The organism is Kitasatospora sp. NPDC004614, assembly GCF_042873675.1.
In the GTDB taxonomy this organism is placed as follows: domain Bacteria; phylum Actinomycetota; class Actinomycetes; order Streptomycetales; family Streptomycetaceae; genus Kitasatospora.
This window is the reverse complement of the sequence record NZ_JBIALR010000019.1, coordinates 89,588-109,910: the sequence shown is the minus strand read 5'-3', so window position 1 is coordinate 109,910 and position 20,323 is coordinate 89,588. Positions and strand designations below refer to the sequence as shown.

The following is a 20,323-nucleotide window of genomic DNA, read 5'->3' as shown; positions in this document are numbered from 1 at the left end:
TTGCCGGGCCGTCGCGGGCGCGGCAGGGGGAAGGACCCCGACGGCGGGCCGGGGCGGAAAGGTCGAGAAAGCAGTCGGGAGGAGGCTTGCTGTCGGCTCTGCCGGTCAGCGCGCGGCGGTGCCGGGACAGATCGCGCTGGCCAGCCGGCACAGGTCGACGTGCAGGCGCGCCACGAGGCGGATGCCTGGGCCCTGATTGCTCACATCGACGGAACGCATGGACTCATCGTATAGATTCCCGCCCCCGCTTTGACATGCTTGTCTCACCATCCGGCCGCAAGCGTCCCGCCCCATGAGAAAACGGGCCCGCCGGCCGCGCGCCGCACGGCTTGGGCGGGCCCGTCGGCGGGCCCGGGGGCTCAGACCTGGTAGGCCTCGACCACCTCGACGTCTTCCTCCGTGATCACACCGTCCACGATGCGGAACGAGCGGAACTGGTAGGGGTCGTCCTCGCCGGTGCCCTCGGCGGTGGAGACCAGCACGTAGTGCGCGAACGGCTCGGAGGCGTAGCTCACGTCGGTGCGGGACGGGTAGGCCTCGGTGGCGGTGTGCGAGTGGTAGATCACCACCGGCTCCTCGTCCAGGTCGTCCATCTCGCGGTAGAGCTTCAGCAGGTCGCCGGAGTCGAACTCGTAGAAGGTGGGCGAGCGGGCCGCGTTGAGCATCGGGATGAACCGCTCGGGCCGGCCGGTGCCGGCCGGTCCGGCGATCACGCCGCACGCCTCGTCCGGGTGGTCGGCGCGGGCGTGGGCGACCATCCGGTCGCGCAGTTCTCGGGTGATGGTCAGCATGCGGCCAGGATAGCCAGGGCCTGTCCGGCCGATCCTGCCGGACGGACCCTGGGCCTCACTCGCCGCTTTCGGCGTGCAGGTGCCCGTGCGGATCGCCGTGCACGGCGGCCGGGTCGCGGCGGCCGATCACCCGGTAACCGACGATCAGCATCAGCGCCCAGAACGGGAAGACGTACAGCGAGATTCGGGCGGTCGAGTCGAGCGCGATCAGCACCAGCACCATCACCAGGAAGGCCAGCGCCAGCCAGCGGGTCCAACTGCCGCCGGGGGCGCGGAAGGTCGGCGCGGGCAGCCGGCCGGCCTTCCAGGCGGCGTGGTAGCGGAGCTGGCTGGCCAGGATGACCCCCCAGGTCCACAGCCCGCAGACGGTGGCGACCGAGGTGATGTACTCGAACGCCCGCTCCGGCACGAGGTAGTTGAGCACCACTCCGGCACCCATCAGCATGCAGGAGACGGTGATCGCGGCGGCGGGGGTGCGCCGGGCGGTGAGCCGGGTTAGCCGGCCGGGGGCCTGCCGGCGCAGCGCCAGGTCGCGCAGCATCCGGCCGGTGGAGTACATCCCGGAGTTGCAGGAGGACAGCGCCGCGGTGAGCACCACGAAGTTGATGATGCCGGCCGCGGCGGGGATGCCGACCTTGCCGAAGGCGGCGACGAACGGGCTGACGCCGGGCTCGAATTCGGACCACGGCACCAGCGACAGGATGATCAGCAGGGCGCCGACGTAGAACAGCGCGATCCGCACCGGCAGGGTGTTGATCGCCCGCGGCAGCGTCTTCTCGGGGTTCTCGCTCTCCCCGGCGGTGACGCCGACCAGCTCGACCCCCAGGTAGGCGAACATGACGATCTGCAGGGACATCACGGTGGCCCCGAAGCCCTTGGGGAAGAAGCCTCCGTCGTTCCACAGGTGGGCGATGGTGGCGGTCTCCCCGGCGGCGGAGAAGCCGAAGATCAGCACGCCGATCCCGATCAGGATCATCCCCACGATCGCGGTGACCTTGACCATCGAGAACCAGAACTCGATCTCGCCGAACAGCTTCACCGAGATCAGGTTGGCGCCGTACAGCAGCAGCAGGAAGACCAGCGCGGTGCCCCACTGCGGCACGCCCGGTTCCCAGAACCGCACGTAGACGGCGGCGGCGGTGGTCTCGGCCATGCCGGTGACCACCCAGAACAGCCAGTACGTCCAGCCGGTGACGAAGCCGGCGAACGGGCCGAGGAACTCGCGGGCGTACTCGGCGAAACTGCCCGACACCGGGCGGTAGGTGAGCAGTTCGCCGAGCGCCCGCATGATCACGAAGATCACCACGCCGGCCACCGCGTAGGCGAGCAGCAGGCTCGGCCCTGCCTTGGAGATGGCGGTGCCGGCCCCGAGGAACAGGCCGGTGCCGATCGCGCCGCCGATCGCGATCATCTGGATCTGCCGGCCGCCGAGCCCCCGCTCGTAGCCCTCGTCATCGGGGACCGGGTCGGTCGTCTCGTCGGTCGCCTCGGTCATCTGCCACCTCGCCTCCCCGGTTCGCGCCGACCGGTCGGCCGACACGCCCCGTCTTCCGGGTGAAACAGCAGTGAACCACGCGAAATGCGCCGCTACAGCGTGAATCCGATCATCCTCGAAATAATCGGACAATTCGAGCGAATGGGTGGGCCCCGATGGCTCAGCCTGCCATCGCCTCCAGCAGGCTCTCCTGCATCGCGCCCAGCCACAGGTAGGCGATCACCAGCGGCTTGCGCGAGTCGTTCTCCGGCAGGTCGTAGAGGCCGTCGTCGTCCTCCTCGGTGACCTCCAGCCGGGAACCCAGGGTCAGCCGCAGGTCGTTGAGCGCGCCCAGCCAGCGCGGGCAGTCCCCGGCGCCGACCGCGACCACGCCGCCCTCGCCGCCGAGCCCGTCCAGCGCCCGGACCACCGTGAGGGCGTCCTCCCGCTTGCGGGCCCGCAGGTCCAGCTCGGTGTAGCGGCGGAACTCGGAGGCCATCTCGGCGTTCTGCGGGTCCTCGGGCGCGCCCGGGCCGCCGTACGCGTCGGGGAACAGCCGCAGCAGCGCCGGGTCCTCGGGCGCCTCGCTGGGGCCCTCGGCGAACAGCGCCGCCAGCGGGTCCTCGTGCTCGCCGCCGGGCGGCGGGCCGATCAGCTCCAGCATCTGCACTTCCAACGAGCGCAGGATGGAAGCCTCGAACTCGTCCAGCGGGATCGCCGCGCCGCCGCTCGCGGCGCTCTCGAACAAACCGGCCATGTGTTTCGGATCAGTCCCTCGTGGATCGGTGGGTGGCGGGCCGTCAGTCGTGCTGCAGGGTGGCCCACAGGCCGTAGCCGTGCATCGCCTGCACGTCGCGCTCCATCTCCTCGCGGGTGCCGCTGGAGACCACCGCCCGCCCCTTGGTGTGCACGTCCATCATCAGCTGACGCGCCTTGTCCTTCGGGTAGCCGAAGTAGCTCTGGAAGACGTACTGCACGTAGGTCATCAGGTTGACCGGGTCGTTGTGGACGATGGTCACCCAGGGAGTGTCCGGCTCCGTGACCGGAACCCCCTCCACTTCCGGGCGCTCGATCTCCACCGGCGCGACACTCACAGTCCGTCTCTCCTCGTCGACCTCGATCTTCCCCCTCGGCCCATGCTTCCATCCGAGGGACTCCGGAGCGAATCAGGGTCGTCCGACACGTGACCCCGGGGGGAAATCGTCACTCTGACGCTAAGTGGTAGTAGCATCATTCCCATGGACGCCATCACCGCGCAGCGCAGCTCCGCGCTGCTCACCGACCGCTACGAGCTGACCATGCTGCAGGCCGCCCTGCGCAGCGGCGCCGCCCACCGCCGCTCGGTCTTCGAGGTGTTCACCCGCCGCCTGCCGAACGGCCGCCGCTACGGCGTGCTGGCGGGCACCGGCCGGGTGCTGGACGCCGTGGAGAACTTCCGGTTCACCACGCCCCAGCTCGACTGGCTCGCCGACCAGCGGGTGGTGGACGAGGACACGCTGCGTTACCTCGCCGACTACCGCTTCACCGGCGACATCCACGGCTACCCCGAGGGCGAGGTGTACTTCCCCGGCTCGCCGCTGCTGACCGTCGAGGGCAGCTTCGCCGAGGCGGTGATCCTGGAGACGGTGATCCTGTCGATCCTCAACTTCGACTCGGCGATCGCCGCCGCGGCCTCCCGGATGACCGCCGCCGCCGGGGACCGCCCGGTGATCGAGATGGGCGCCCGACGCGCCCACGAGCAGGCCGCCGTCGCCGCCTCCCGGGCCGCCTACCTGGCCGGTTTCTCCGCCACCTCCGACCTGGAGGCCGGCTTCACGTACGGCATCCCCACCACCGGCACCGCCGCGCACGCCTTCACCCTGCTGCACGACAGCGAGAAGGACGCCTTCACCGCGCAGATCGAGTCGATGGGCCGCGCCACCACCCTGTTGGTCGACACCTACGACCTCGCCGAGGCGGTCCGCACCGCCGTCGAGGTGGCCGGCCCCGGCCTCGGCGCCGTCCGGATCGACTCCGGTGACCTGACGCTGCTCGCCCACCGGGTCCGCCGCCAGCTCGACGACCTCGGCGCCACCGGCACGAAGATCATCGTCACCTCCGACCTCGACGAGTACGCCATCGCCGCGCTGGCCGCCGCCCCCGTGGACGGCTACGGCGTCGGCACCAGCCTGGTCACCGGCAGCGGCCACCCGACCTGCGCGATGGTCTACAAGCTGGTCGCCCGCGAATCCGCCCCCGGCGGCGAACTCGTCCCGGTCGCCAAGCGCTCGGCCGGCGGCAAGATCAGCATCGGCGGACGCAAGTGGGCCGCCCGCCGCCCCGACGCCGACGGCGTCGCCGAGACCGAGGTGGTCGGCACCGGCCCGGTGCCCGCCGACCTGGAGCCGCACCTGCTGCACGTCCCGCTGATCACCGGCGGCGAGGTGGTCGGCCGCGAACCGCTGGACGCCGCCCGCGAACGCCACCGCCGCGCCCGCGCCACGCTGCCGCTGTCCGCCACCCAGCTGTCCCGCGGCGAGCCGGTGATCGGCACCGAGCGGCACACCGGCTGAACCCTTCCGCCGCCGCCCGGCACTGCCTAGAGTGCCAACCGCCCCCGACACCACTGCGGCCGACACCCCCGGGCTTCGGACCGCACCACCCAACGAGAGAAGACCAGCCATGCACCGGGCCCTGATCGTCGTCGACGTGCAGAACGACTTCTGCGAAGGCGGCAGCCTTCCCGTCGCCGGCGGGGCCGAGGTCGCGGCCGCGATCACCGACCTGATCGCCGACTCCGCACCCGGCTACGCCCACATCGTCGCCACCCGCGACCACCACATCGAACCCGGTGCGCACTTCGCCGCCGAACCCGACTACGTCCGCTCCTGGCCCGCGCACTGCGTGGCCGGCACCGAAGGCGTGGGATTCCACCCCAACTTCGCGCCCTCGGTGACCTCCGGGGCGATCGAGGCGGTGTTCTCCAAGGGCGAGTACGCCGCCGCCTACAGCGGGTTCGAAGGCCTCGACGAGCACGGCGGCACGCTCGCCGACTGGCTGAACGAACGCGGCATCACCGACGTCGACGTGGTCGGCATCGCCACCGACCACTGCGTCCGCGCCACCGCCCTGGACGCCGCCCGGGAGGGCTTCGCCACCCGCGTCCTGCTCGACCTGACGGCCGGCGTCGCACCCGCCACCACCACCGCCGCGCTCGACGAACTGCGCGCCGCGGGCGTCGAACTCACCGGCACCCCCGTGGTCCACGGCTGACTGAACGTCACCTCCCTATCGAGCGGCGCCTGTTGAGTTTCACGGACGCCAACTCCGCGCGGCTCAGCGCTCGGTGACCACCAGCGCCACCACGTCCTCGCCGCCGATCCGGTACGCCTCGGCCAACTCGCCGCCGACCGCGTCCCGTTCGGCGGCGAGCCGGGACGAGCCGACGTACACCACCCGCACCCCGAGGTACTCCATCCGGTGCTGCCCGGCCCGCACCCAGGCCGCGTCGCCCTCGCTGACGCAGCGCACCTCGGAGTCCACCTCGACCGCCACCGCCGCCTCCGGCCAGAACAGGTCCGGCACCGCGATGTACGTGCCGCCGCGCATCCGCAGCTCCGGGCCGGACAGCGGCAGCGGCAGGCCCTGCTCGGCGGCCAGCTCCCTCAGCGACGCCAGCGCCGACTCCCGCTGCGCGGCCAGTAGTTCGTCCACCGCCGCACGCACCCGCGGCTCCGCCAGCAGGCCGGCCTCGGTCAGCTCCGTCAGCAGCTCGGCCGCGCTTTGGCCGCCCTCGCGCGCCAGCGCCTCGCGCAGCACCGCCCGCAGCACCCCAGGGGCGACCAGACCGGACTCGAACGCGCCCTGCTCGGACCACTCGCGGATCGCGTCCGCCACCGCCCGGGCGACCGGCGCGCAGACCAGACCGTGCACCTCGCGGGCCACCAACTCCCGTTCGGTGCGCCGGATCCGGACCTGCCCGGCGTCCCGCAGCCGGCGCTGCCGGGGCACCAGCACGTCCACCCCGAACACCGCGGGCAGCCGCGGCATCGACACGAACCCGTACAGCGCCAGCGCCGCCGCCCCGGTGATCACCGCGCGCTCCCGGCCGCCCTCGGCCCGGCCGTTCTGAGCGGCGTACAGCAGCGCCGCCCAGATCCGTTGCTCCGGGGTCGGCGGACCCTCCTGAAGCAGGTACACCCGGGGCAGCAGGCGCTGCCACGGACCGCCCTGCCGGCAGTGTTCGCTCACCAGGCGGGCCGGCACGCCGCGGGCGCGCAACTGGCTGGCCGTCACCACATTCTGCTGGCGCCGGGCGAGCTCTTCGAGAGAGGTGGGCTGCTGCGGAATCCGGTAGCTCATGCCGACAACACTCCCCCTCGCCTCCGACAGTCAACTCCATACCTGATGGTCTGTTACCCAACCGTCGTCAAACCGGGACTGCTCTGCACTAAAGTCCCCATACCCTCACCCATTCGGCGGATCGGACGTTCGAACCGTTGTCGGATCAGATCGGACTTGACGCCTACAATCCGATTTTCGGGGGATCCACACATCATTGCGATCCGGCCGGACCCGGCCGCCCACCTGCGCAATCTGACCGACCGTGACCGATCCCACACGCAGCGGCACGCCCCGCGGCGTCGGCGGGCGTTCCGAATTGCCTACCATCAGGCACATGTCCCGCGACGAGTCATCCGCCCAGCGCGCCGCCAGACTGCGCCTCGGCCGCCTGCCCGGCTACGTCCGCCAACCCGATCCCGCCCGGCGCGGCGGAGAGGACGGACGTGCGTACAAGAAGGGCTGGGAAGTACGTTTCACGGCGCGCAGCGAAGAGGAGATAACCGAGATCCGCGAGCTGGTCACGGCCGCCGGGTTCGCCCCCGCACGGCCGTTCTTCAAAGGCCACCAGCTGATTCAGCCGGTGTACGGAATCGCCGCCGTACAGGCCTACCTGGCCGCCCGCGAGGCCGCCGAGGAAACCGGCCGGATCCGCCGCACCGCCGGCATCCCCGAGCAGTCGCGCCGCGAGCCCGACAGCGTGGCCGCCGCCGCGCGGGCCGCCGAAGCGGCTGCCGCCGAGGCCGCGAACGCGGCTGCGGCGCAGGCCGACGCACAGGCCGCCCCGCAGGCCGGTGGGCCGGTCGAGGGCGTCAGGGCCGCTGTGCCGCCCGTTCGGGAGGCGGGTGGCCCCGAGGGCCACTGACCGCCCCGCACGGTCGCCAGGGAGCCCTTCTGGGCTCCCTGGGGCGGTTTTTGACGGACCGTCAGGCCGCCGGGTTGGCGATCACCGCCGATTCGGCGGTCCGGCGTGCCGGTCCGCACCCGCGGTGGTTCAGACCTCCGCCGGAGCGTGGTCGATGTGCACGGTGGCCGCCAGCAGTCGGGGGACGGCGCGGATCAGCGCCCGCTCGGCGGCCACCGCCACCCGGTGACCGGCCACCACCGTCAGCGTGCGGTCCACCACCACGTCCGCCTCGGCGCGCAGCGCGTGCCCGATCCAGCGCATCCGCACCGCGCCCACCGCGCGCACCCCGTCCACGGCGGCGAGTTCCCGTTCCGCCACGTCCACCAGGGCCGGGTCGACGGCGTCCATCAACCGTCGGCCCACCTCGCGCACCGTGCCGCGCAGCACCAGCAGGATCGCCACCGTGATCAGCAGCCCCACCACCGGATCGGCGAGCCGCCAGCCCAGCGCGCTGCCGGCCGCACCCAGCAGCACCGCCAGCGAGGTCAGCCCGTCGGTGCGGGCGTGCAGGCCGTCCGCGACCAGCGCCGCCGAACCGATCCGCCGGCCGGTGGCGATCCGGTAGCGCGCCACCCACTCGTTGCCGACACACCCCGCGACGGCCGCCACCGCCACCGCCCACAGGTGCCCCACCGGCTGCGGGTGCAGCAGCCGGTCCACTGCCGTCCAGCCCGCCACCAGCGAGGACGCCGCCACCGCCAGCACCACCGCGACGCCCGCCAGATCCTCCGCCCGCCCGTACCCGTACGTGTAACTGCGGTTCGCCGCCCGCCGGCCGAGCAGGAACGCCACGCCCAGCGGGACGGCGGTCAGCGCGTCGGCGGCGTTGTGCACGGTGTCGCCGAGCAGCGCCACCGAACCCGACAGCACCGCGACCACCGCCTGCGCGGCGGCGGTCAGGCCGAGCACCGCCAGCGAGACCCACAGCGTGCGCAGGCCCTCGGCCGAGGACTCCAGCGCCGCGTCCACCCGGTCGGCGGCGTCGTGCGAGTGCGGGCGCAGCAGGTGGGCCAGGCGGTGCCCGAGACCGGTCGGGTGTCCGTGCTGGTGCCCGTATCCGTGCCCGTCTTCGCGCCCGTCTTCGCGCTCGTGTCCGCGCCCGTCTTCGTGCCCGTTTTCGCGCTCGTGACGGTCCAGGTGCGCGTGCGTGGGCCGGTGTGCGTGTTCGTGGTGGTGCTGCCGGTTCGATGTGTGATGGTGGTCATGCCCGTGGTCCGGGTTTCGCCCGTGAAGGTGAGCCCCGTTGCCGTGTCCGCGTTCACCCATGAGGCCTACAGTGGCACACCAACTGCCTTGCAGCCACTGCCGATCTACCACCTCTGACCAGGTGCGACGCGCTCGCAGCTGCGTCCACCGAGCAGCCGCTGCCGACGGCTCGTCACGCAACACTCCGCAGCGGATCCACGCCCGGGCATCTCAGCAGACTTGTCACCCACAGCACCCGCCCGAGGGCCTAGAGTGAGCGTTGACGCTCCCCGTCCGGACCCAGATCGAGAGGCAGCTGATGTGACCAATCGTCATGTCCCGGCCGCAGGCTCGGCATTCGCTGATCGGTCCACCGAACTTCCGCAGGTGTCCGTCGAGTTCGCGGCCTTCTGCGAGCTGCACGAACCGCGGTACCGGAGCTACGCCCGGGTCTGGTTCCAGGAACCCGCCGCCGCCCACCGGGTGGTCCGGCTCGCGCTGCGCGAGCTGGCCGAGGTCTGGCCCGCGGTGCTCGGAAGCTCCAACCCGGCCGCCGCGGCCTGGCAGATCCTGCGCGACACCGTCACCGAGCAGCACGCGCTGGCCGGTGCCGAACGGCCGCGCCCGGACGTCGACGCCGAGGAGGACCTGGCGATCCTGCACTACGTGGTCGGGCTGGCCACGCCCGAGATCGCCGACGTGGTGGGCGTCGACACCGCCAGCATCACCAGCCAGCTCCGGCAGACGCACCGGCGGCGCACCACCGACTGGTGACCGGCCTCCGACACGGGCCGACGGCAGGCGCGCAACGAGTACCGCACGCCCCCGGATTGTCCCGGCCGCCGGGACACGCTTCCGCGCGCGGTCTCCCGCGACGCCCACTCCGGTCGCACGCGCACCTTCCGTGAGCGAGATCACCGCCGGCGCCGCTACCGGTCCGCCGTCCACCGGCGAAGGATGACGTCCTGTCACCCTTCGCCAGAGGAGTTCCCGAATGCCCATCGCCCACGCCGTGGCCATGTTCCGGCACCAGGCCGACGCCTGCGCGGAACTCGGCTCCCCACTGTCCGCCGCCCTGCTCCGCCGGGCCGCCGAGGACCTCGCCGAGGCCGGCCCGTGCGCCGAGGCGATCGCCGGCCACGAGGACGCACCCGGCCCGTCGGCCGTCGCGCTGCGCCTGCTCGGCGCCGTCCACGCCCTGGTGATCTCCGGCCGGGCGCCCGCTCTCGCCGCCCACTACCCGAGCGCCGGCGGCACCTTCGACCCCGCCGACCCCGACGCCCCCTGGCCCGCGTTCCGCACCACCGTCGCCGAGAACCTGCCGTGGATCCGCGAATGGCTCACCCGCCCGCCGCAGACCAACGAGGTCGGCCGCGCCAACCTGCTGCTCACCGGCCTCGCTTGGGCACAGCGCCAACTCGCCGCACCCACGCCGCTGCCGGTGCGGCTGCACGAACTCGGCTCCAGCGCGGGCCTCAACCTCCTTGCCGAGCAGTTCCGTTGCGTCTCCCCCGGCTTCGCGTACGGCCCGGCGGACTCCCCCGTGGTACTCGCCGACGCCTGGCAGGGCGAGCCGCCCACCTGGCTGCGGGACGCCCCGCTCCAGCAGGTGGTGGAACGGCACGGCTGCGACCCGACCCCGATCGACCCGCGCTCCGCAGACGGCGCACTCGCCCTGCGCGCCTACCTGTGGGCCGACCAACTCCCGCGCCTGGAACGGCTGAACGGCGCACTCGCCCTCGCCGAGAAGCTCCCCGCCCCCGTCGAACCGATCGGCGCGGCCGAGTTCCTCCGCGACGTCCAGGTCGCCGACGGGACCCTCACCGTGGTCTGGCACTCGATCATGCGCCAGTACGTCCCCGCCGAGGAATGGCGTTCTGTAGAAACCGAGTTGGACCGCCTGGCAACCTCCTCCAGCCCGTCCGCGCCGTTCGTCCACATCGCCCTGGAACCCCGCCGGGTCGGCGACGGACACCGCTTCCTGCTCACCACCCGCCTCGGCACCGGCCCCACCACGGTCCTCGCCGAAGCGATGCCGCACGGCCTGCCCGCATGGACCCTGACGAACGGCGACCCCGCGCTCTCCGCCCTCTGATCAACTCCCCGCGTGCCTCACTCCGGTGACGTCGTAGCGGTGGTGCACCGGATCGTGGATCAGATAGCGGGCGAAGGACTCCACGGTGAACCGGGCACCATCGCTGCGCAGCCCCGTGCGCGCGCGGGCGGCGTCCGGCACCGCCTCGAACGAGCGGGCCAACTGCTCGGCGCCGTCCGCGAGTTCCTCGGAAACCACGGCCGCCTCCTGCTCGCCGTAACGCTCCTCGACGGCAGTCGCGTCCTGGTCCCAGTTGGCGAACAGCGGGTCGTCCTCGGCCAGCATCAGCTTCAACCGCACATCGAACAGCCGGAACACGTCCCGCACATGGCACGCGTACTCCAGCACCGACCACACCTCCGCCCGCGGCCGCTCCCGCAACACCGCCGGATCACCCGCCAGCAACTCCGTCCAAGCCGCCGCATTCGCCCGAATCATGCCCGGGACCTGCTCGAACCCCACGGCCGACGTGTCCAGCCCGCACTCCGCGCAGGGGCGCTCGAGCACCCAGGTCCAGTCCTTGGTGTCAGGAATCATCATGCCCCCAGCATCACCCGCCCCCACCCCACCCCACCAGGCCCACCACCGCCACCGACCATCGAGATCCCGCCACCCCCACCGCACCCTGCCAAGCGCAGCAGCGCCCCTCCCACCGGTCTCGCTCACCTCCACCACCAGAGCCCGCCCACGCGGCACCACATGAAAGTCCACATGCACACACCCCGCCACCGAACGCAGAACGGCTCCCCCACGAACGCCCTCACCGTTCGCCGGAGAGCCGCCACTGACGAGCCCACTCAGCGCTGGTACGGATTCCCCCCTGCCGACGGCTGCTGCGGCGGGTACGGCGCGTGTTGCTGCTGCGCGTACGGCGGCGGCGGGTAGCCCGGACCAGGCTGCTGCCCATAGCCCCCCGGCTGCGGCGGCGGGTAGCCATAACCGGGACCCCCGCCAGGTCCGCCGCCGCTGCCGGCCTTGGAACGCCGGACCAGCACCACGATCACCACAACGACGATCAGACCGAGAACACCGCCGCCGAACACACTCAGCATCCAACTGCCGCCCTTGGAGTCACTGCTCGCCTGCGGCAAGGTCGCACCGCTCCCAGCCGGAAGGGCCTGCGTCGGATCCGACGCGCCAGCCCCAGGAGACGCCGAGGTGGTGCTCTTCGGCTGGTCGCTACACGTGGCGCGCTTGAGCAGCGGATTCTCCTTCGGCCCGTTATCCACCTGAGGGTTGGCCGCCAGCGAACCGCTGGGAGAGGCAACACCGTAGCCGTACTGATCGTTAGGGAACGATCCCTTGCCTTCCGGCTTCGCCGCACTCTTGATCATCCGGTTGATGACCTGCCCCGCCGAAAGGTTCGGGTACTTCGATCGCGCCAGGGCCGCAATGCCGGAAACGTAGGCCGCCGACTCGGAGGTGCCATCAGCCGCGGTATAACCCTTTTTCTGATTCGCGTGGTAAACGTTCACCGCAGGTGCCGCCACTGTCACCTGCGGGCCAGTGGTCGATTTCTCCCACAGGTCACCGCTCTCCGCGACTCCAGAGACTGCCACTACTCCCGGGAAGCAAGCGGGGTTCGCAATCGGGACACCAGCAGTGTTTCCAGTGGCGGCGACGAGAACTACGTCCTTCTGGATGGCGTAGTTGATCGCTTCTTTGTACCCGTCCTCAGTGGACCTACCGCCACCGAAAGACATGTTGATGACCTTGGCGTTGTTGTCAACGGCATAATGAATGGCCTTGGAAAAGTCCGTTCCGGTGATATTTACACCGGTCTTGATCGGGAGGATCTTCGCCTTGGGGGCAATGCCCATCACGCCTTGGTTGCCACCGTGCCCGTGTCCGGCAATGTTGCTGGCCATGCCGGTGCCGTGGCCCTCGCTGTCGTTCCGGGCATCCGTACCGGCACTGGTGAGATCAAGACCAGGAAGAACTTGCCCGGTCAGGTCCGGGTGATCCGCGTCAACCCCACTGTCAATGACCGCAACGATCACCCCCTCGCCTTGGCTGATCGGCCAAACCTTTTCGGCCGCACGGTAGTTCTTCAACGCCCACTGACCGTCGCGAATGGTGTCCGCGACGGCAGGCTCAACACTGGCCCCCAACAGCACGGCCACCACTACTGCCGCGACCGACCACGGCCGAGCCCCAAGTCCCCCTGCCACTTTCATCCCCCTCGGCAACGACCCCAAATGCGTCGCCCTCAATCAACGGAACGGTCCCCCGACATCGGCTCACCGACATCGAGGGACCGTCATACAACTGCCACATCAGCGCTGGTACGGATTCCCCCCGGCCGGCGGCTGCTGCGGCGGATACGGCGCCTGCTGCTGCGGGTACGACGGCTGCGGCGGGTAGCCCTGCCCAGGCCGCTGCCCATAGCTCGGCCCAGGCTGCTGCGGCGGGTAACCATAGCCCGGCCCCCCACCAGGACCGCCGCCCTGCCCGGCCGGACCACCGGGCCCGCCACCGTTGCCGTTCTTGGAGCGACGGACCAGCAACACGATCACCACAATGACGATCAGACCGACAACACCGCCGCCGACTGCGATCAGCATCCCGTTGCTGCTCTTGGAGTCACTGCTCGCCTGCGGAGTGGTGGAACCGCTGCCGGCCTGAGGCGTCTTCACAGGATCCGTGGCACCCGCCCCCGGGGACTTTGAGGACGAACCATCACCCGAACCCGCGCGATGGAGCAGCGGATTCTCCTTCGGCCCGTTGTCCACCGCCGAGTTAGGGGCCAACGCGCCAGCCGGAGACGCGATGCCATACCCGTACTGATCATTCGGGAACGGACCCTTGCCCGGCACCTGCACCGCACTCTCGATCATCCGGTTGATGACCTGACCTGCCGACAGGTTCGGGTACTTCGACCGTACCAACGCAGCGATCGCGGACACATACGCCGTTGAGTCGGACGTACCGTTCGCTGTGCCGTAGCCCTGCTTCTCGTTCGCCCGGTAGATGTTGACACCTGGAGCTGCGAGCGTCACCTGGGGCCCAGTGGTCGACTTCGGCCAGAGGTCACCCCTCTCATCGATCGCCGTAGCCACGACCACTCCCGGGGAAGCCGCCGGGTAGCCGATCTTCAGGCTGGAATCGTTCCCGGGTGCTGCAACGAGGACAACATCCCTCTGCACGGCGTAGTTGATGGCATCCTGGTACCCAGCATCGGACTCGCTTCCTCCACCGAAGGACATGTTGATGACCTTCGCGCCGTGGTCGACCGCGTAGCGAATGGCATCGCCGAGTTCCGTTTCACTGCCGGCCTGGGAATTTTCGCCGATCCCAAGGTTAATCTTCACGGGCAGGATCTTGGCTTTGGGCGCAAGTCCCATGATTCCCGCATTGTCACCATGGCCGCGCCCAGCAATAATGCTGGCCATACCGGTTCCGTGACCCTGAGTATCAGTTCGCCCGTCCTTGCCAGGGCTTGTGAAGTCAGTCCCGGAGAGAACCTGGCCGGCCAGATCGGGGTGGTTCCCAACACCGCTATCGAGGACTGCGACGATGACGTTCTCGCCCTGGCTGATCGGCCAAATCTTCTCGGCCGCACGGTAGTTCTTCAACGCCCACTGACCGTCGCGAATGGTGTCCGCAGCAGCCGGCCCAGCGCTGGCGCCGAACAGCACGGCCCCCAGCACTGCCATGACCGACCATGGCCGCGCCCCGCGTCCGACTCCCACCTTCAACTCCCCCCAGCAACGCCACAAGCGCAGCGCTCACTCAACGAAACGGTCCCTCGACATCGGCTCACCGATATCGAGAGACCGCCAAACCACCGCTCTCTCAGCGCTGGTACGGATTCCCGCCGGCAGGCGGTTGCTGCGGCGGATACGGCGCCTGCTGCTGCGGGTACGGCGGCTGCGGCGGGTAGCCCTGCCCCGGCTGCGGCTGACCATAACCACCAGGCTGCTGCGGTGGGTAGCCATAGCCCGGCCCCCCACCAGGACCACCCGGCCCGGCCGGCCCGCCGGGCCCGCCACCGTTGCCACCCTTGGAACGACGGACCAGCAGCACAATCACCACAATGACGATCAGACCGAGAACACCGCCGCCGACCGCGATCAGCATCCCGTTGCTGCTCTTGGAGTCACTGCTCGCCTGCGGCGAGGTCGCACTGCCCCCAGTTGGAGGGGCCTGCGCCGGAGCCGACGCACCAGGCTCGGGAGATGTCGAGGTGGTGCTCGCCGGTTGGTCGCTGCACACCGCACGCTTGAGCAGCGGGTTCTCCTTCGGCCCGTTGTCCACCTGCGGGTTGGCCGCCAACGCACCACCAGGAGACGCAATACCGTAGCCGTACTGATCGTTGGGGAACGATCCCTTACCTTCCGGCTTCACCGCACTCTTGACTATCCGGTTGATGACCTGCCCCGCCGAAAGGTTCGGGTACTTCGATCGCACCAGGGCCGCAATGCCGGACACATAGGATGCCGCATCGGAGGTGCCATCGCCCTTGCTGTAACCCTTTTTCTGATTCGCGTGGTAGATGTTCACTGCTGGTCCCGCTACTGTCACCTGCGGGCCAGTCGTCGAATTCACCCACATGTCACCGTTCTCCGCGACCCCCGAAACTGTCACCACTCCCGGGAAGCAACCGGGGGTCTCTACCGGGATACCTGCGGTGTTTCCACTGCTGGCGACGAGGACTACGTCCTTCCGAATGGCATAATCGATCGCCTCTTTGTACCCGTCCTCAGTGGATCTGCCGCCACCGAAAGACATATTGATGACCTTGGCGTTATTGTCAACGGCATAATGAATGGCCTTGGAAACGTCCGTTCCCACAAGGTTCATATCGGTTTTGATCGGGAGGATCTTTGCCTTGGGGGCGATCCCCATCGCGCCCTCGTTGTTACCGTGGCCGTGTCCGGCAATGTTACTTGCCATGGCAGTACCATGGCCTTCGCTGTCGGTCCGCCCGTCCGCGCCGGGACTGGTGAGATCAAGACCGGGAAGAACTTGATCAGTCAGGTCTGGATGATCTGCGTCAACACCGCTGTCAATGACCGCAACAATCACCCCCTCGCCCTGGCTGATCGGCCAAACCTTTTCAGCCGCACGGTAGTTCTTCAACGCCCACTGACCGTCGCGGACCCAGTCCGCGGCAGCCGGCCCGGCACTGACACCCCACAACAAGGTTCCCGCAGCAAGCGCGGCCAGGCCGCGTACGGATCGGCTGGTCGTCAAGCCCCGTCACCCCACTTGTTGAAGCGGCCGCCCCGCAGACCATCGGATCTGCGGGACGGCCGGTCGTGTTCGACTGTTCTACTGACCGAACGTCATTCCACCACGTTCGGGTTGACCTGATCTCCGGATGCCCAGGTTTCCTCGTCCTCGACGAGGTAGTCCGGGCGGTCCTTGCCGCGCTTCTTGTCCTTCTTACCGGCCTGGCCGTGACCGCCCATGCCGCCGCCGTGCCCGGCACCGGCCTGACCCGGACCGCCGGCCTGGCCGCCCGCGCCACCCTGACCGAAGCGGTTACGGCCGATACCGGAGCCACCTTCGGTAAAGGCACGTCCACCATTGGTGGCGTGGGTCGACTCACCGATCACGCCGCCGGCCTTGCCGGTCAGGCTCCCACCGGAACGCGCTCCGATGCCACTACCACCGGCACCGCCGCCACCGCCCAGGCCGCCACCGGAGCGTCCGCCAAGTCCGCTGCCGCCAGCACCGCCAGCACTGGCGCCACCCGGGCCACCGCTGCCGCCCAAGCCACCGGAACCAAAGGTCCCAGCCTTGGAGACACTGTTTCCGCTGAACCCGGCACGACTACCGCCGATGCCGGAACCGCCACCGAGCAGCCCGCCATCTGTACGGCCGATCGGACCGCCGCCGACACCGACGGTCGGCCCGGGCCCACTGCCTCCAGACGGGCCATGTCCGATGCCCGCACCGCCAGTGCCGCCGATCGTCCCGGTGCCCCCACGGACGCCGCCGGTTCCACTCTGCATCCCGTCGATGCCCGTTCCCGGGCCCTTCGGCTGCGCGACCGGGTTGGCGGTTCCGCCGGAGATGCCCGCATCGGTCGGGCGGACCACAGCAGGCTGCAGTTTCGGAGCCTGGGGCGTCGACCTCTGCCCGGAGACGCGGGATCCGGACGAGGATCCCGATCCCGAACTGCTCTGATTCAAGCCAGCACTGACACCGGCAATCATCGCTCCAAGAGCGCTGATACCACCGTTGTCCGGAGGAGCCAGGTCCTGGCCGTCCTCGCGCCTCTTCCCCGGCGGTGGCGGCGGTGGCGGCGGCGGCTTCAGGTAGCTGGTAGTGCTCCGATAGCTGGCCGCCAACACCTGCATCACGGTGACCGCTTGCTGCTTGCGGCTGTCCGCGACAGCCGTGCGAGTGTCCTCGTTGTCGATGCCGACGGTCTGCTGCGCGCTGTCGCTGATCGCGTCGCCGACCTTGTCCCAGAAGCCGGGCTCCTCGGGCATGTCGCTCTTGGCCTTGTCGATGGCCTCCGACATCATCTGCAGCGCGTTGGCGGCGTCGTTCGAGTAGGCCGCAACGTTGTTGACGGTGTTGGCGAGCGACGTCATCCGCGAGTAGAACGCGTTGCTGGTGTCGCCTTCCCAGGTGTCGCTGGCGTCGGCGGCCGCAGTGTTCAGCGCGGTGCGGATCTGCTTCAGGGTGTCGGTGGCGCGACGCCACGGGTCGGCGGCTGCCATGACCGCGCCGGAGTCCATCGACTGGACCATCTCGCGCATCTGGCCATGGCTGTAGGAGTAGAAGTTGGTCATGTCGGTCACGATTGGCTCCCCTCACGCCGAACAGTGCCTCGGCCGCGACCCGGCTCCGCTGTCTTCCGAATGATCACCACTGCGGCCTCGGCTCCCCGCTGCCCGCCGGAGAGACGTTTCCGGCCGGCGGCGCGGCCTGAGGTGCCGCCGAGGTGGTGCGCTGAGTCGAGGTCACGGGGCTGGGGGCCACCGTGGACCAGCCGTCACTCGCCAGCTTCAGGTGCTTGCTGGTGTCGTGCTCGTTTTCCTCGTAGTTGGTCGCGGTCCGGTCCGCGTTCCGCTGGGCCTCGTCGATCGCCTGCTGGATACCGTCGAGGACCTCCTTCAGCGCGTCCCGCATCTGGCCGTACTTGGCATGCAACGCCTCGGCCTCCGCGAAAGTGCCGAAGGCCGCCGGGGCCAGACCGGTCTGGCCGTGGACCTTCGCGCCGCCTGCGCCGTCTTCGAACTCCTTGAGCAGTCCTCGGACTTGCGCCGCGAACGCGCGCAGGCTGTCGACCTCTACCTGGAAGCCCTTGCCGCCTGTGCTCATCTACTCGTACCTCCCCCGTACCTGCTGCCCGTCGGACTGCCCGCTTGCTGCCTGGGGCCTGATGGATAGTTGGCTCCAATCCATATGTCTAACACATGGAACGGCCCGTCAAAACGCCCCCTGCTGAGGGTAGGTGGAGTCAGGGGGTGGAGGCGGTGGCTGCGAGGGCCTGACGGCAGAGGGAGTCGGCGCGGCGGGTGGTTTCGGGGAGGCGGTAGGACGGGGTGAGTGCGAGGGTGACGGCGGTGGCTTCGGGTAGACCGATGCGGTGGCCGACGGAGAGGAAGACGGGTTTGACGCCCTGCCGGGTGCGGACGGCGCGGCCGACCGTCTCGGGGCCGTCGAGGAGCGGGGACCAGTCGCCGCGGTGCTCGCCGGGTGGTTCGTGGGTGAAGGTGAAGGGGGTCTTGGCGATTCCGAGGGTGGGCAGGCCGGTGTGGACGCCGAGGTGGCTGGCGAGGCCGAGGCGGCGGGGGTGGGCGAGGCCGTAGCCGTCGCAGACGACCAGGTCGGGGGTGCGGGTGAGCCGGGAGAGGGCGTCGAGGACGGCGGGGAGTTCGCGGAAGGCGAGCAGTCCGGGCAGGTAGGGGAAGGCCACCCGGCCGACTGCGGTGGCCTGTTCGACGACGTCGAGGGTCGCGTAGTCGAGCAGGACGGCCGCGGCGGCGACTACGTCGCGTTCGTCGTCGTAGGCGACGTCGACGCCGGCGATCAGGGTGCCGGGGCGGCGCGGGGGTTCGGGGCCCTCGGGGACGACCTGGGGGCGCAGGCGTTCCTGTTCGGCGCGGGCGGCTTCCGCGGTGGTGGGCCAGTCGGTCGGGACGGTCACGGCGACTCCGGGCGGGTCGGAAACGGGTGGCGCGGGGCGGCCACCCACCCCGGCGTTGTCCGTGCGCACGCTATCGCCCGCCGCCGAGGGGCGGGCAACGACGGTCCGGGCCGGCAGACGTGAGCCTGTGCGCCCCCTGTGCCCCCGGTCTGCTCAACTCCCAAGGGTTAGCCTGGACTTACCGATCCCGGCCGAGCAGTTCGGACCACCAAGGGTCTCGACCTCGGCTTCCCCGTCCGCGCGAAGGGTCGACCACCATGACGCGCCTCCCCGCCCCGCAACCCGGCACCGTTCGCGCCCCCGCGCGAACCGCCCTCCGCCCCGCCCCGGCCCAGGTGAGCCGAGGCGCCCTGATCGCGACGGCCACCACCGTGGCTCTGCTGGCCGTGTCCGGTGAGACGGGGGTGTGGCGGGTCGCGGTGCTGGTGGCGTTCGCGATCGCGCTCGGCACGCTGTCCGCCGTCCTGCTCACCCCTCGTCCACACCTGCCCGCCGCCCTGAAGCCCGCCGCCCCGAAGCCGGTCGCCCGCCCGGAACCCGCACGCCAACCCGAATACGCCAACCAGTCCCGGTAGCCGCACCACCAACAGACGGCCCGAACGCAACGACTCCCGGGCCCGCGGCAGGTCGATGGCTGCCACGGGCCCGGGGCCCAACCGAATCGAACGGCCGCTAGGACGGCCGCCAGAACGGCCGTCAGGCGGTGGAGACCACCACGGTCTTGGCGGCCTTGTCGTGAATGCACTGCCGGTAGGGCTTGTCGAAGACGCCGAACAGGCCGTCGACGGGCCACCAGAGGCCGCCGCAGCAGATCAGCGCGGGGGCGACGAAGGTGGCGGCGCGGGTCCAGGCGGCGCTGGAGGTCGGGGACGAGCCGTCGGCGAGCATCGCGACGCGGACCTTCATCAGCTTCTTGCCGAGGGTCTGGCCGTCCCGGCTGAGCATCAGGCCCTGGTAGACCAGGAAGAGCCCGTAGCCGAGCCAGGCCGAGCCGACCCAGCCGTCCTGCCGGGCGAAGTTGACGAACGGCAGCAGCACCAGGACGGCGATGCCCTCCACCAGGATCCAGTCGACCACCGTGGCGAGGATCCGCGCACCCCAGCTGCCGAGCGGGGGCATCCCGGGGACGGGGCCGGGGCCGGGCGTGCCGTAGGGCGAGCCGTACGGGCCGCCGGGGGGCGGGGTCTGGCCGGGCGGGGGGCCGTCGCCGGGCGGCTGGTTGTTGTAGGGGGAGCCCGATCCGGGCGGCGCACCGTACTGGCCCCCGTAGCCGGGCGGCGTGTCGTAGGGGCTGTCCGCCGACGGCGGCTGCTTGTCGAAGGAAGGCTTGCCGCCCTCCTCCTCCGGCTCGGTCCCAGAGGGGTCGTTGGCGCTCATGCCCCGAGTAGAACACCGCAATTACTGCACTGTTGGGACATTTTCGACGTTTCTGTCCGTTTTG

The 20,323-nt window shown here is 70.3% G+C and carries 22 protein-coding genes; 7 read left to right on the top strand and 15 right to left on the bottom strand.

What is annotated here, in order from left to right:
* Nucleotides 1–105: 105 nt before the first annotated feature.
* The 5 genes from ACFYST_RS29920 to clpS all read right to left on the bottom strand — a co-directional run bounded on the left by ACFYST_RS29920 (nt 106) and on the right by clpS (nt 3,359).
* Nucleotides 106–219: a putative leader peptide gene (locus ACFYST_RS29920; RefSeq protein WP_387647453.1), complete on the bottom strand. Its 114-nt coding sequence runs from the start codon at nt 217–219 to the stop codon at nt 106–108.
* Nucleotides 220–359: 140 nt separating this feature from the next.
* Complete coding sequence (locus tag ACFYST_RS29915; protein ID WP_387647455.1) at nt 360–791, bottom strand: Mov34/MPN/PAD-1 family protein; 432 nt, start codon at nt 789–791, stop codon at nt 360–362.
* A 55-nt stretch (nt 792–846) separates the two neighbouring features.
* Nucleotides 847–2,286 (bottom strand): amino acid permease, encoded by a 1,440-nt coding sequence (locus tag ACFYST_RS29910; protein WP_387647456.1) that lies wholly within the window; start codon nt 2,284–2,286, stop codon nt 847–849.
* 160 nt (nt 2,287–2,446) lie between these two features.
* Nucleotides 2,447–3,022, bottom strand: a complete 576-nt coding sequence (locus ACFYST_RS29905; RefSeq protein ID WP_387647459.1) for a DUF2017 domain-containing protein — start codon at nt 3,020–3,022, stop codon at nt 2,447–2,449.
* Between the two features lie 43 nt (nt 3,023–3,065).
* Complete coding sequence (gene clpS, locus ACFYST_RS29900; protein ID WP_043914156.1) at nt 3,066–3,359, bottom strand: ATP-dependent Clp protease adapter ClpS; 294 nt, start codon at nt 3,357–3,359, stop codon at nt 3,066–3,068.
* Between the two features lie 144 nt (nt 3,360–3,503).
* Here clpS and ACFYST_RS29895 point away from each other — a divergent pair, with 144 nt between their 5' ends.
* Both ACFYST_RS29895 and ACFYST_RS29890 read left to right on the top strand, forming a co-directional pair.
* Entirely contained in the window at nt 3,504–4,817 is a 1,314-nt protein-coding gene (locus ACFYST_RS29895) for a nicotinate phosphoribosyltransferase (protein WP_387866829.1), read from the top strand.
* A gap of 109 nt (nt 4,818–4,926) precedes the next feature.
* Entirely contained in the window at nt 4,927–5,517 is a 591-nt protein-coding gene (locus ACFYST_RS29890) for an isochorismatase family protein (protein WP_387647465.1), read from the top strand.
* Between the two features lie 63 nt (nt 5,518–5,580).
* Here the strand turns inward: ACFYST_RS29890 and ACFYST_RS29885 are convergent, their stop codons facing one another.
* The gene (locus tag ACFYST_RS29885) at nt 5,581–6,606 is read right to left on the bottom strand and encodes a hypothetical protein (RefSeq protein ID WP_387866827.1); all 1,026 of its coding nucleotides are present in this window, start codon (nt 6,604–6,606) and stop codon (nt 5,581–5,583) included.
* A 316-nt stretch (nt 6,607–6,922) separates the two neighbouring features.
* Here ACFYST_RS29885 and ACFYST_RS29880 point away from each other — a divergent pair, with 316 nt between their 5' ends.
* Nucleotides 6,923–7,450 carry a hypothetical protein gene (locus tag ACFYST_RS29880; protein WP_387647470.1) on the top strand — a complete coding sequence of 176 codons (528 nt, stop codon included), beginning with the start codon at nt 6,923–6,925 and terminating at the stop codon, nt 7,448–7,450.
* Nucleotides 7,451–7,579: 129 nt separating this feature from the next.
* Here the strand turns inward: ACFYST_RS29880 and ACFYST_RS29875 are convergent, their stop codons facing one another.
* Nucleotides 7,580–8,461: a cation diffusion facilitator family transporter gene (locus ACFYST_RS29875; protein ID WP_387866825.1), complete on the bottom strand. Its 882-nt coding sequence runs from the start codon at nt 8,459–8,461 to the stop codon at nt 7,580–7,582.
* A gap of 21 nt (nt 8,462–8,482) precedes the next feature.
* On the opposite strand from ACFYST_RS29875, the gene ACFYST_RS29870 reads away from it, so the two are divergent.
* From ACFYST_RS29870 to ACFYST_RS29860, 3 genes are all read left to right on the top strand, one after another.
* Nucleotides 8,483–8,815, top strand: a complete 333-nt coding sequence (locus ACFYST_RS29870; RefSeq protein WP_387866824.1) for a hypothetical protein — start codon at nt 8,483–8,485, stop codon at nt 8,813–8,815.
* 249 nt (nt 8,816–9,064) lie between these two features.
* Complete coding sequence (locus tag ACFYST_RS29865) at nt 9,065–9,451, top strand: hypothetical protein (protein ID WP_387866822.1); 387 nt, start codon at nt 9,065–9,067, stop codon at nt 9,449–9,451.
* 220 nt (nt 9,452–9,671) lie between these two features.
* Nucleotides 9,672–10,772 (top strand): DUF2332 domain-containing protein, encoded by a 1,101-nt coding sequence (locus tag ACFYST_RS29860; RefSeq protein ID WP_387866820.1) that lies wholly within the window; start codon nt 9,672–9,674, stop codon nt 10,770–10,772.
* Here ACFYST_RS29860 and ACFYST_RS29855 read toward each other — a convergent pair whose 3' ends face one another.
* From ACFYST_RS29855 to nfi, 7 genes are all read right to left on the bottom strand, one after another.
* On the bottom strand, nt 10,773–11,312 hold the full coding sequence (locus ACFYST_RS29855) for a DinB family protein (protein WP_387866817.1): 540 nt from the start codon (nt 11,310–11,312) through the stop codon (nt 10,773–10,775).
* A gap of 257 nt (nt 11,313–11,569) precedes the next feature.
* The gene (locus ACFYST_RS29850; RefSeq protein WP_387866815.1) at nt 11,570–12,895 is read right to left on the bottom strand and encodes a S8 family serine peptidase; all 1,326 of its coding nucleotides are present in this window, start codon (nt 12,893–12,895) and stop codon (nt 11,570–11,572) included.
* Nucleotides 12,896–13,048: 153 nt separating this feature from the next.
* Nucleotides 13,049–14,428 (bottom strand): S8 family serine peptidase, encoded by a 1,380-nt coding sequence (locus ACFYST_RS29845; protein WP_387866813.1) that lies wholly within the window; start codon nt 14,426–14,428, stop codon nt 13,049–13,051.
* A gap of 139 nt (nt 14,429–14,567) precedes the next feature.
* Nucleotides 14,568–15,968 carry a S8 family serine peptidase gene (locus tag ACFYST_RS29840; protein ID WP_387866810.1) on the bottom strand — a complete coding sequence of 467 codons (1,401 nt, stop codon included), beginning with the start codon at nt 15,966–15,968 and terminating at the stop codon, nt 14,568–14,570.
* A 92-nt stretch (nt 15,969–16,060) separates the two neighbouring features.
* Complete coding sequence (locus ACFYST_RS29835) at nt 16,061–17,530, bottom strand: WXG100 family type VII secretion target (RefSeq protein WP_387866807.1); 1,470 nt, start codon at nt 17,528–17,530, stop codon at nt 16,061–16,063.
* Between the two features lie 64 nt (nt 17,531–17,594).
* Nucleotides 17,595–18,053, bottom strand: coding sequence for a hypothetical protein (locus ACFYST_RS29830; protein ID WP_387647484.1), 459 nt, complete (start codon nt 18,051–18,053; stop codon nt 17,595–17,597).
* 139 nt (nt 18,054–18,192) lie between these two features.
* Entirely contained in the window at nt 18,193–18,882 is a 690-nt protein-coding gene (nfi, locus tag ACFYST_RS29825) for a deoxyribonuclease V (protein WP_387647487.1), read from the bottom strand.
* Nucleotides 18,883–19,139: 257 nt separating this feature from the next.
* Here nfi and ACFYST_RS29820 point away from each other — a divergent pair, with 257 nt between their 5' ends.
* On the top strand, nt 19,140–19,457 hold the full coding sequence (locus tag ACFYST_RS29820) for a hypothetical protein (RefSeq protein ID WP_387866805.1): 318 nt from the start codon (nt 19,140–19,142) through the stop codon (nt 19,455–19,457).
* A gap of 121 nt (nt 19,458–19,578) precedes the next feature.
* Here the strand turns inward: ACFYST_RS29820 and ACFYST_RS29815 are convergent, their stop codons facing one another.
* Entirely contained in the window at nt 19,579–20,259 is a 681-nt protein-coding gene (locus tag ACFYST_RS29815; RefSeq protein ID WP_387866803.1) for an RDD family protein, read from the bottom strand.
* Between the last annotated feature and the right edge of the window lie 64 nt (nt 20,260–20,323).